Origin of the sequence: Frankia sp. AiPs1 (assembly GCF_023716945.1) — a bacterium.
In the GTDB taxonomy this organism is placed as follows: Bacteria; Actinomycetota; Actinomycetes; order Frankiales; family Frankiaceae; genus Frankia.
This window is the reverse complement of sequence record NZ_JAMQQF010000153.1, coordinates 1-12,094: the sequence shown is the minus strand read 5'-3', so window position 1 is coordinate 12,094 and position 12,094 is coordinate 1. Positions and strand designations below refer to the sequence as shown.

5 protein-coding genes and 1 pseudogene are annotated in these 12,094 nt (G+C 72.9%); 1 reads left to right on the top strand and 5 read right to left on the bottom strand.

Annotated features, from left to right (window positions below; translation table 11 throughout):
• The 3 genes and pseudogenes from ND748_RS15410 to ND748_RS15400 all read right to left on the bottom strand — a co-directional run.
• A pseudogene (locus tag ND748_RS15410) lies at positions 1-251 on the bottom strand (HEXXH motif domain-containing protein); the annotation flags it as partial.
• Entirely contained in the window at positions 224-1,444 is a 1,221-nt protein-coding gene (locus ND748_RS15405; RefSeq protein ID WP_251746498.1) for a glutamate--cysteine ligase, read from the bottom strand. The gene ND748_RS15405 and the pseudogene ND748_RS15410, both read right to left, overlap by 28 nt.
• A gap of 218 nt (positions 1,445-1,662) precedes the next feature.
• A complete protein-coding gene (locus ND748_RS15400) occupies positions 1,663-2,181 on the bottom strand; it encodes a DUF6328 family protein (RefSeq protein WP_251746497.1) in 519 nt (172 codons plus the stop codon).
• 508 nt (positions 2,182-2,689) lie between these two features.
• On the opposite strand from ND748_RS15400, the gene ND748_RS15395 reads away from it, so the two are divergent.
• Positions 2,690-4,909 (top strand): NADP-dependent isocitrate dehydrogenase, encoded by a 2,220-nt coding sequence (locus ND748_RS15395; RefSeq protein ID WP_251746496.1) that lies wholly within the window; start codon positions 2,690-2,692, stop codon positions 4,907-4,909.
• 192 nt (positions 4,910-5,101) lie between these two features.
• Here the strand turns inward: ND748_RS15395 and ND748_RS15390 are convergent, their stop codons facing one another.
• Both ND748_RS15390 and ND748_RS15385 read right to left on the bottom strand, forming a co-directional pair.
• Positions 5,102-7,354, bottom strand: a complete 2,253-nt coding sequence (locus tag ND748_RS15390) for an MBL fold metallo-hydrolase (protein WP_251746495.1) — start codon at positions 7,352-7,354, stop codon at positions 5,102-5,104.
• Entirely contained in the window at positions 7,351-11,922 is a 4,572-nt protein-coding gene (locus ND748_RS15385; RefSeq protein ID WP_251746494.1) for a hypothetical protein, read from the bottom strand. Before ND748_RS15385 ends, ND748_RS15390 begins: the two co-directional genes overlap by 4 nt.
• Positions 11,923-12,094 lie beyond the last annotated feature (172 nt).

The following is a 12,094-nucleotide window of genomic DNA, read 5'->3' as shown; positions in this document are numbered from 1 at the left end:
GAGCCGGCCCCGGCCCCGGCGCCGGCCAGCACGGACCGCGTCGGGAGCCAGGCGTCCCCGGTCGGCGGGTGCGGATCGCCGGGGCGCACCACGAGACACCGGTCGGGAAGCAGCATCCGCAGCGTGGGCGGCCGGTCGTCCCCGGCGCCGGCCGGCGTGACGACGGCGAGCGCCCAGCCGCCCGCCCCCTCCATGACGGCGCACCCGACGGTCGGAACGGCGATCAGCCCGTCGACGATCCGAACCGGCACCCGGCACGCCTGCCGGGCGCGCAGGGCGGCGGCGATCGCGATCCCGCCGAGGTAACCCAGACCGTCGAGATAACCCGGACCGTCGAAGTAACCCGGACCGCCGACGCCGGCCGCGCCGACGCCGTCGAGGCGGGCCGCCGCATGCCAGCACCGGCGCAGGCTGTCCACCAGCCAGATCCCGACCGTCGGGTGCAGCAGCAGGGCGTGCACCTCACCGGGCGCCCGCCGCTGGGCCCGGGTGAGCACCCGCACCGACGTGGCCAGGCAGTTCCGCGTCTCGACGTCGACCTCGACGGCGCCCACGCTGCGCAGGACGGCCCAGAGCAGCAGCATCCGCCGACTGATCTGAGCGCGGCGCAGCTCGGCGAGCACGGCGGGGCCGGCTCGCCCGCCGCCCACTGGCGCGCCGCCGTCGACACCAGCGCCCGGGCCAGCGCGGCGAGCAGGACGCTGTCGTCGACGGACAGGCACACGTCGGCGACCCGCAGCTCCAGGGTCGGGTAGTGGTGCGACAGCCGGACGTCGAAATAGATCATGCCGTCGTCCATCGCGGCGCCGGTGCGGATCAGCAGGTCGACGACCCGGTCGTACTCCTCGGGTGACCCGAACGCGCCGGTGGCGCCGGCGGTGGGCCAGCGCTGCCACACCTGGGTGCGGTAGCTGGCATAGCCGCTGTCCACCCCCTGCCAGAACGGCGAGTTCGCGGTCATCGCGACCAGCACGGACAGCCACGGGCGCAGCCGGTCGAGCGCGCCGACGGCCTCCTGCCGGGAGTGCACCGCGACGTGCACGTGGCAGCCGCAGGTGAGCTGCTCGCGGGCGGTGAGCCCGAACTCCTCGCGGATCTGCTGGTAGCGCGGCCTGGGGGTGATGGTCGGCCGGGTCGGCGTGGGGCAGGTCGCGGTGGCGGCGAGGGCCACGCCCTCCGCTTCGGCGGCCCGCGAGGCGGCGCGGCGCAGCTCCACCAGCGACCCGCGCAGCCCGGCGAGGCTGGTGTGGGGCGTCGAGCCGCTCTCGACCTGCTCGCGGGTCAGCTCGACGTCGAGATCGCCGTCGCCCGGCGGTGGCCCGGCGCGGTCGCGGTCCCCCCGAGCCAGCACCCGCGACGCGGCGGCGCGCACCGCGTGGCGCTCGGGGTCGACGAGGAGGAACTCCTCCTCGACTCCTACCGTCCGAACAGCCCTGGTCGTCATTGCCGTCTGTTTCCCCGGCCACACCTGCGAAAACGCCGGCGAGGGGCGGCCGGCCGCCGCTCGTCCGCCGCGTCGGCGAACCGGCCGGCCCCGCTCGTCTGCCGGCGCTGTGCGAGTACGACGGGAGCGGCGGCGCAGGCGGAGTCCTGGCAGGCCACCACGCCTCCGGTGAGCAGAGCGAGAGCGAGAACGAGGGTCAACAGCCCCCTACGCAGGTGTCAGTCCTCCGTACCCGATCGGGTGATCAACGCCGGGATCGCCGCCCACAGCACCGTCAGGACGACGAGGGTGGCGGTCGCGACGACCACGGCCGTGGTCTGGCCCTTGGTGACGTCGAAGATCAGTAGGACTACCCCGGAGATGGCCAGGGCCAGCACGGCGAGCCCGACCTGGGCGAGCCGGTTGGCGATCTGGACCAGCGTCTCCTTCTCCCGCCGGCGGAACAGGGCGCGATGCAGGCTCACCGGCATGATCAGCAACCCCGTGGCCGTGATGGACAGCAGCACGATCGCGAGGTATAGCCACTCCTGACCGTCGGTGAGGTCGGCGAAGCGGTTCTGGAAGGGCAGCGCCAGCAGGAAGGCGGTCAGCAACTGCACGCCCGTCTGGGCCACCCGCAGCTCCTGCAGGATGTCGGCCCAGTTGCGGTTGCGCCGCTCCTGCGCGGACTCCGCGTCCTGCTGGTCGGCGCGCCGGCCCGGGCCGGGAGGGCCGGATGCGTCGGTACTGGCGGTCATGGCGGACGATCTACCCCGCTGCCCGCGACCCACACGAACCGGCCGACTGGCCGCATGATTAGTCCCGACGCGGGCGTCCACCAATCTGCGGGGTGAACTATCTCACAGCGGGTGATGGGCGGACATTCGGCAGCCTGCGTGCCCGCCGCGCTGCCCGTGCCGGGCACCCACAGGTGACGCCCGCCCGGTCGGACCGTCACGAAGGCAGTCACCGGACGTCACGCCGGCGCAGGCCGGCCGTCCGGGACGACACCCGAGCGAATCGGGTGCCGTAGAATCCCGGCGGCGACTCGCCGACCCTCTCGGTGTCGATTCCGCGTTCGAATTCGATCGACGCGCTCCACCTGCGCGCCGGCCATGGCGTGCTCGGCCACGGCCCTGATCGTGACCACAGCGGCGCCGGCTCGTCGACGAGCACCCGCCCACACCCAGCGCTGTGATCACGGTGGCGGGTCCCGGCGCGGCATATGTTGATACCCAGACGGAGTAGACGTGAAGCGGAGTCTCGGTGACTGATTCGACGATCATCTATACCCACACGGACGAGGCCCCGGCCCTGGCCACGTACTCGTTCCTGCCGGTGGTGCAGGCGTACGCGGCGACGGCCGGCGTTCCGGTGGACAGCCGCGACATCTCCCTCGCGGGGCGGATCATCGCCAGCTTCCCCGAGCATCTCGAACCCGGGCAGCGCATCGACGACGCGCTCGCCGAGCTCGGCGAGCTGGCCAAGACCCCCGGGGCGAACATCATCAAGCTGCCGAACATCTCGGCATCCATCCCGCAGCTCAAGGCGGCTGTCGCCGAGCTGCAGCAGCAGGGCTACGCGCTGCCGGACTACCCCGACGACCCGCGTACCGACGCCGAGCGCGACATCCGCGCCCGCTACGACAAGATCAAGGGCAGCGCCGTCAACCCGGTGCTGCGCGAGGGCAACTCCGACCGGCGTGCCCCCGCCTCGGTGAAGGCCTACGCCCGGGTACACCCGCACCGGATGGGCGCGTGGAGCTCGGAGTCGAAGACGAACGTCGCCACCATGGGCGCCGACGACTTCCGCGCCACGGAGAAGGCGGTGATCCTCCCGGCGGACGACACCCTGCGCATCGAGCTGGTCGGCGACGACGGCAGCACCACCGTCCTGCTGCCGGCCCTGCCGGTGCTCGCCGGTGAGGTGATCGACGCCGCCGTCCTGCGGGTGGCCGCGCTGCGTGAGTTCCTGACCGCGCAGATCGCCCGGGCCAAGGCCGAGGGCGTGCTGTTCTCCGTGCACCTCAAGGCCACGATGATGAAGGTCTCCGACCCGATCATCTTCGGCCACGTGGTCCGCGCGTTCTTCCCGAAGACGTTCGCCGCCCACGGCGAGGCGCTCGCCGCCGCCGGGCTGACCCCGAACGACGGCCTCGGCGGCATCCTCAAGGGCCTGGCGTCCCTGCCCGACGGCGCGGCGATCCAGGCGTCCTTCGAGGCCGAGATCGCCGAGGGCCCGGCCCTGGCGATGGTCGACTCCGACCGCGGGATCACCAACCTGCACGTGCCGAGCGACATCATCGTCGACGCCTCCATGCCCGCGATGATCCGCACCTCCGGCCACATGTGGGGCCCGGACGGCGCGGAGGCCGACACCCTCGCGGTTCTGCCGGACTCCAGCTACGCCGGCATCTACCAGGTCGTCCTCGACGACTGCCGCGCCCACGGCGCCTACGACCCGGCGACGATGGGCTCGGTGCCCAACGTCGGCCTCATGGCGCAGAAGGCCGAGGAGTACGGCAGCCACGACAAGACCTTCGAGATCGCCACCACCGGCACCGTCCGCGTCGTCAACGCCGCCGGCGAGGCCGTGCTGGAGCAGGCCGTCAGCGCCGGTGACATCTTCCGTGCCTGCCAGACCAAGGACGCCCCGGTCCGGGACTGGGTGAAGCTTGCCGTCACCCGGGCCCGCGCCTCCGGCGACCCGGCGGTGTTCTGGCTGGACGCCGCCCGCGCCCACGACGCCCGCCTGATCGAGAAGGTCCAGGCCTACCTGCCCGAGTACGACACCGCCGGCCTCACGATCGAGATCAAGGCCCCGGTCGACGCGATCGCGTTCTCACTGGAGCGGATCCGTCGCGGCGAGAACACCATCTCCGTCACCGGCAACGTGCTGCGCGACTACCTGACCGACCTGTTCCCCATCCTGGAGCTCGGCACGAGCGCCAAGATGCTCTCGGTGGTGCCGCTGATGAACGGTGGCGGCCTGTTCGAGACCGGCGCGGGCGGCTCCGCGCCCAAGCACGTCCAGCAGCTCGTCAAGGAGAACTACCTGCGCTGGGACAGCCTTGGTGAGTTCCTCGCGCTCGCGGTGAGCTTCGAGCAGTTCGCCCTGTCCACCGGCAACACCCGGGCGAAGGTCCTCGCCGACACCCTCGACCGGGCGACCGCGACGTTCCTCAACGAGGACAAGTCCCCGGCGCGGCGCGTCGGCGGCATCGACAACCGCGGCAGCCACTTCTACCTGTCCCTGTACTGGGCCCAGGAACTGGCCGCCCAGACCGACGACGCCGCCCTCGCCGAGTCCTTCGCCCCCCTGGCCAAGGCCCTCACCGACGGCGAGAAGGTCATCGCCGACGAGCTGCTCGCCGTGCAGGGCAACCCGGCCGACATCGGCGGCTACTACCAGCCCGACCCGGTGAAGGCCACCGAGATCATGCGCCCCTCGACGACCTTCAACGAGGCCCTCGCCCTGCTCGGCTGACCCCGCTGCGCTGACCCCGGGCCACGCCCGCCCCATCCCGTCCTCCGGGACAGCACACGTCCCCCACCCGCCTCGCCGCACGGCGGGCGGGGGACGTGGTGTTGCTGACGAAGCCGTCGCATCCGCGCGACAGGTGGCAACGGCGGCCGGGATACGGCTGCTCGGGATACGAATGGTCGGGTGCGGCGTCGGTCACCGTCGCCAGTCGTCGGTGGGAGTGGTCGCCTGGCCGCGTACCTCGAGCACTTCGCGGAACATCTCCTGGTTGCGGCGCGTCCCATGGACGAGCATCACCTCCCGCGGCGCCACCTGATCGACGATGTCGAGCAGGCCGCGTCGGTCCGCGTGGGCGGACAGTCGGTAGTTGCGGACCCTGGCGGCGACGCGGATCTGCGCCGGTCCGGCGCCATGGTCGCCAAGGTCGAGCAGCATGGCCTGGTCGCCAGGTTGCCGGCCGGTGAGGGCCGCCAGTCGCCGGCCCGGTGACTCCTCGTCCTGGTGCCCGCACAGCAACAGTGCCGCGCGGGGGTCGGGCAGGATCTCCCGGGCCCACTGCACCGCCGGGCCGCCCGTCAGCATGCCGGATGTGGTGATCACCACCCCTCGGCGCAGACTCCGGATCGCCTGGTAGCGACCCCGTTGGGGTACCGCCTGGACGGTGTCGTTGAAGATCCGCACCGGGCGGGTCGCTGCCACCGGCGGGATGAGATCCGAGATCGATGTCGTGCCGGTCGCCCGCTCACCGGCCGTTCGCCGCGCCGCTGTCAGCCGCGCCGCCTCCGCCCCGGCCCGCTGTTCGTAGATCGTGGAGATCTCCCGGGCGAGCCCGTCGATGAGTACCGGCACGTCGGGCAGGTGCTCGGCGAGGATCAGCGCGATCTCCTGGGCGCGGCCGAGGGCGAACGCCGGGATCAGGACGCGTCCCCGTCCGGCGACGACGACGTCGCGCACCTCCTCCACCAGCGCGGCGACCTGGTCGTGGCGTCGCGGCAGGGTGGTGTGGCAGTGCGTGGACTCGATGACCAGCAGGTCCGCGCCGCGTACCACGTCATCCGGGGGCAACTCGCATTCCGCGACGGACGACTGCCGCAGGTCACAGATGTCGCCGGTGACCACCACCCGGCCACCGCGGCCCTCGTCGGCGCTGAGGACGACGCCGGCGGCGCCCAGCACGTGACCCGCGGGAAACAGCCGCAGGCCGAGGTCACCGAAGCGGCGCACCGCGCCGAACGGCACCTCCTGCAGCAGTCGTTCCGCGGTCGTCAGGTCGTCATCGGAGTACAGCAGGTCGGGTGGAGTCGCCATCCATCGGGCGTCCGACCTCGCTCTGCCGATCATGACGCCGAGTCCGTCGCGCCACATGGTCGGCAGCAGGGCGGCGGTGCCCGCGGAGCACAGGATCGGCGTTCGCGGAAACCGGCGGGCCAGGACCGGCACGCAGCCGGCGTGGTCCGCGTGAGCGTGGGTGATCACGATGGCATCCAGGCGGTCGCCGACCTCGTCGATGCGCCGCGGCAGCAGTTCGGCGCTGCTCGCGGCCGCGGGCCGCAGGCCGGCGTCGATCAGGACGCGCCGTCCCGCGACGGTCACCAGCAGCGCAGATCCGCCGATCTCCTGGGCGCCGCCCAGCGGACGGACCTCCCAGTCCCGGGCTGTCCAGACCGTGGCGACCGGCTGACGCGGCCGGGCGGCTTCCAGGCCGTCGGTCGGGGCGTTGTCGGCCGGCCGGTGGATCGGTGACGGCGTGACGTCCGGTGTGGGATCGTGTTCGCCGGCGGCGGCCAGGCGGGTGACCAGCGCAGCGTGCGAGCGCCTCGCCTGATCTCGTTCGGCCAGCGCCTCCTCGCGTTCCCGGCGCACCGCTTGGAGCTCGTCGGCCAGCTCGGTAGCCGACGCCGCCAGAGCGGCACCGTGGGCGGTGAGATCGGCGACGGCGTTCTCGGCGTCGCGCAGCCGGCGAAGCCGCCGGTTCGCCCGCGCGCGCTCGGCACGACTGGGGATCAGTGCGGTGAGTTCGGTGTTGCGCTGCTCGGCCCGACGAAGCCGACGCTCGAGCACGGCGATCCGGCGGGCCAGCGAGTCCGGGTCCGGGTCCGGTTCGGAGTCCCGTTCGGAGTCCGGTTCGGAGTCCGGGTCAGGGCTCGGGTCCGGATCGGCGGATGCGGGCAGACCCACGGCGACCCGCAGCGCCGGGCTGCGCCGCAGCGCCTCGACGACGAGCGCACGCCGGGCGTGCAGCAGCATCCCGACGGTCCAGCCGCGGTCGGCGAGTGCGCGCAGCGGGGGCGGACCGTCGGTGAGCAGCAGCGCCGCGGCGGCATGCAGAGTCGCCGCGGTCAGGCTCGTGGGGCCACCGGCAGGCGCGGCGTCGGGTTCTGCGGCGCAGTCTGCAGCCGTGCTGTCTCCGGCTACGGCCGGGTCGTACCTGGGGTCGCCTGGGGTCATCGGGGATGCGCCGCGGCCGCGTGCATGGTTCGCCAGACGGCGGCGAGTACCGGCTCGACGGTGAGCCGCCCGTCGGACATGGGCAGAACCGCGAGCAGCCGCAGCGTCTCGAGGACGCGCAGCGCTGCTCTCCGGTCCGGCGTGCCCAGGCCGGCGGGCTCGACCCGGCCGATGAGCTCGGCGCCGAGCTCATCGGCCAGCAGATCGGCGAGATCCTCGCCGAACGCCGGTTCGTCGTAGTCGACCAGCACCCCGAAGGCGCGCCGGATGATCGGCTGGGCGAGTAGTCCGGTGGCGGTGACGAACTCGACGGCGCCGTGTTCGTCGGCCAGGTGGGCGGCAAGCGCGTCGAGCGCGGACCGTGGCGGGGTGCGTCCGCTGTTCAGCGTTTCGACGACGCGGTCGATCAGCAGCGGCCACCCGCCGGTCGCAGCGAGCAGGCCGCGCTGGGCATCGTCGGCCTGGAAGGGCAGGTCGGTGTCGTGCATCCACATCCGCAGCCCTGTGAGGTCCCAGCGGCGCAGCCCGATGACCCGGACGGTCTCGGCGGTCCCCTGGCCGTCGGTCGACAGCGACGGCCAGAGCAGGGCATGGCGCGGGTCGGTCAGTGCGACGACGGCGACGGTCTCACCCGTGGTGCGCGCCAGCGCGTCGCGTGCGCTCTCGATGGCTGCCTGTGCCCCCTCGGTGTCCAGCCCGGCCATGTCGGCGAGGACGAGGCGGTGTTTGCCCGGCACCGGACGGATCGACCCCGCGCTGATTCGGTCCCCGTTGACGACTGTCTCCGACACCGAGTAGGTGCGCTTGTCGCAGTCGCGCACGGCCTCGATCACGTCGCCGAGCCCGAGGGCGGGGCTGCCTGCGATCACCAACGGCTGGTTGCGTCGTTCGAGGATCTGCGCGAGTTGCGCCTCGTTGAGTGGGGCGCGGCGACCGGTCGTCGGCAGCGCCCGACGGAAGGATGCCGCCTGGAACGGTTCAGGTACCGGGTAGTTCTCGGTGTCGAGCAGCCGATCCTCGATCTGGTCGGCGGTGCCGAGGGTGCGCAGCACGTTCGGGCTGCGCATCCGGAACCCGCTGTCGACCTCGCTGAGGACACCGAGTCCGACCATCTCGCCGAGCAGGCCGCGGAACTCGTCGCCCGGGATGCCGGCGAACCCGCGCGGCCACCACTGCTCGCAGTCGGCGCGCAGGCGGGCGGGATCCGCCACCGTGGCCGGCCCGGCCTCGTGTGCCCGGTGCGCCATCGCGTAGGCGATCACCTTGTAGCGGAGATCGAGTTGGAGGGTGAGCTCGAACCGGTGCCGGAAGTCCTCGGTGAGGTCGCGGCTGGCGTAGGCCGACTCGACGTCGTCCTCGGTGATCATATGCGGCGGGGCGTCGGGCCCGACCGGCGCCCGAAGGAGTTGCTGGACCAGCGCGTCCCCGAAGAGCTGGATGAGACTCGGCTGGTTGTTGCAGTAGGCGAGCACCCGGTTGACGAGCTCGTTCGACTCGAACCGGTAGCCCAGCGCCCGCATCGGCCGGTCGAGCAGGTCGAAGGCGGCCTTCGGCCGCAGCGGGCCGATGGACAGGGGGCGGCCGAGGTGCGCCAGCGGCTGATTCGGGATGTGTTCGAACCGCTGCACCTGATGCAGCCCGGCGAAGACGGGCTTGCAACGCTGGTTGGTCTCCTCCAGCAGGCCTTTGATCCGGACAACGGTGGGGAACTGCTCCGCGGCGTCGGCCTCCAGAAAGTCGTCGCACTCGTCGAGCAGCAACAGCATCCGGCGGTCATCCCGGGCATCGAGCCAGGTGCGGACCCCGCTCACCACCCGATCGGCCAGCTCGCGGGGTGCCGGCCGGCGCCCCCGGACGATGCCCATGGTCGCCAGCCGATCCCAGAGCACGTCCCAGAGGTCCGTCGGCCGGCGGGTACGGCCGATGCCCTCCCGCTGCAGGTCCAGGTAGAGCACTCGGCGGGTGACCCCGTCGTCGAACTGCCGCGCCGCCGCCCGCAGCAGCGACGACTTGCCGAGCTGCCGTCCGCCGTACAGGAAGGAGGTGCCCTGCCGATCGATGATCTCGTGGATCTCGTCGGTCCGGCCGTAGAACATCTCGACCGGCACCCGCCCGGCGACCCGCGGGTTGTATGGGTTGATGGCGGTGAACGGAAGAACCGCACCCATCAGCGCGTCGAAGGTCGACTCAGGTCGGCTCGCGAGATAGGCAAGGACAGCATCGTCGACGACGGCCGCTGCATGCGTCCGGCGCCGGGCGAGCTCGCTCAGCGCGCGACGTTCGGCGGCGGGCAGCAGGCCGAAGTAGAGCACGAGCACCGGCTGACCGGAACCGTCCTGCGCGATCATCTCGAAGAGAGCCGCCGCGGACGGCCGACCCCACACCAGCAGCATCCGCAGCAGTTCGCCGCGGTCGCCGCCGGACATCGTCCCGAACGTGGGCACCAGTGCGGAGCCGAGCCGGCGCACGCCGGTCAAATTCATCCACACCCGGTCGCCCGAGCGGATGTCGCTCGGGCGGACGTCGTTTGACCGGCGCGGATTGTCGGCGTCGATCCCGGTCGCAGCCAGCACCGTGCGGAGCGCCTCGACGTTGCGGTTGGACCGCGGGCCGTCCCGGTGGGCGATCCACGCCTCGATGGCGTCCGCGGCCTTACGCCGCCGGTCCGGGGCTAGCGAGGAGAAGGTGACAGCTGGTGTCCAGGCGTCACCCGCGGCGGCCGCTCGGGCCGCTGCCAGCGTCAACGGCTCGGCAGCGAGCGCCGCGACGATGGCCGACAGCTCGGCGACCGGGTCGGGTCCGGCTCCGCCGCCCGCATCGCCGGCGTCGTCGGCACTGGGCAGGTCCTCGCCGCTCTCGGCGAGGGCGAGGAACTCGTCGGCGGTGGCGAGATGCCCCCGCTGGATGAGCGTGTCGATGCGGTCGGCCACCGCGCTGACCGCCGGCGAGACATTACGCAGGTCGGCGAGCCGCTTACGGGCAAGGTCGGTGGCCCGCTCGCCGGCGGCGGTCAGGTCGGCGGTCAGCTCGTCGAGCTGGGCGCGCAGCAGCCCGAAGTCGTCGCGATCCCTGGAGGTCATCGCGGCCAGTCGGGTGGTCAGGTCGCTCCACTCGTCGTCGTCGACGAAGCCCTGCCGCCGTTCCCGCGCCATCCGTTCGTTGATCGCCTTGACGGCACGCTGGAACTCCTCCTCGTCCCGGCTGCGTGTGTCCTCCCGTCGGCGCCGCAGCGTCGCGGCGAGGCGGGGATCGTTCTCCTCGATCACATCGATGATCAGTCGGGTCGCCGCGTGGTCGCCGCGGGCGGCCCGGGCGTCGAAGGCGGCCTCCCAGTCGTCGCCGTCGACGGCCGCCAGGACGGCCTCGACGGGGATGACGCCCCGCGGGCGCAGGCCGTCGAGGGCCACATCGGCGACCTTCAGCAGCTCCCGGTTGATCACCTGCTCGACCGGTGGCTCGTCGCCGTCGAGGGCCTGGCCGTCGAACAGGCCGAAGCTCGCCGCGAGGCTCCGCCCGGCGGCTCGCAGGGCCGCGGTGCACAGCGGATCGTCGGCGGATGCCTGGGCGGCGAGGGCGCCGAGTGCCGCGACGACGCCGTCCTTGTGGGGACGCACCTGGTCGCGCAGCCCGGCGACCGGGGCCTGCTGCCAGGCCGCGTCCCGGGCTGCCGCCCGGAACCCCTCCAGCCGGCCGACGGCCTGTGACCAGCCCGCCACGTGGTCCGCCACCTCGGTGGCCCGCTCCACAAGCCGGGCCCGGGCGCCGGCGATGATCGGCGCCCGCGATCCCCGCCCGCGGCTGCGCCGGTCGGTCTGCTCGATCAGGCGATCGAGCTTCTTCGGGTTGCGAAGGTCGAGCACCTCGGTGTCGACGCCGCGGCGGGCGTCGCGGTTGTCGGCGGCGACGGTCGCGAGCAGGGAGCCCAGTGGCCCGGTGGCGGAGATCCAGTCCTGCCAGATCGCGGTCGCGGCCGCGAATTTGATCGTCCTCTTCGGGCCGGCCTTCAGCAGTTCGGCGGCCTGCTCGACGGCGTCCGCAATTTCCGTCTCCAGCTTGGCGACCCCGGCCATCGCCGCACCGGAGGCGTTGACAAGCTGGACCCCGCGCAACGCGCTGTCCCGGATGATGGCGCCGATGGCCGACAGATCGGGCTGGTCGGCGACGGCCGGCAGTAGCTCGCGCAGCAGCTCGGGAGCCGCCGAGTGCGGCGCGAGCAGGGCGGCGCGCACCGCCGCCGTGAAGACCAGGATGCGCACGTGTCGATCCTCGACGTCGCGCAGGCGCAGCTCGCCGGCGAGATCACCGAACCTGCTGGCGCAGGCGCCGACGGCCACCCGCAACGCATCGCCGTAGGCGACCAGCCGCAGTGCGCGCACCGTGTCCGGGGCTGCTCCCGCAGCCTCGGCGAGCCAGGACGTGAGCCCGAATCGGTTCTCGTCGATCAGACGGGCGGCGGCGCCGCGAACCGCTGGATCGACGGCCCATCGGCGGGGAATCGCGACCTCGCCCCGATCCGGCCGCTCGCGGGCGGCGTCGCCGGCAGGCGGTTCGCCTGCCGCGTTCACCACCGCTTCCGTCGTCGGCCCGTGCGCCGGTGGCTCGTGCGGTGGCAGCTCGTGCGCTGGCGACTCGTGGTGCGGGGCGTCCTCGTCCGAGGCGGCCACCGCCGCCGCCGGCGGGACGGGTGGCGGCGGGACGGGCGGCGGCGGTGGTGAGACGGGGGGCGGGGCGGGCCTGGTG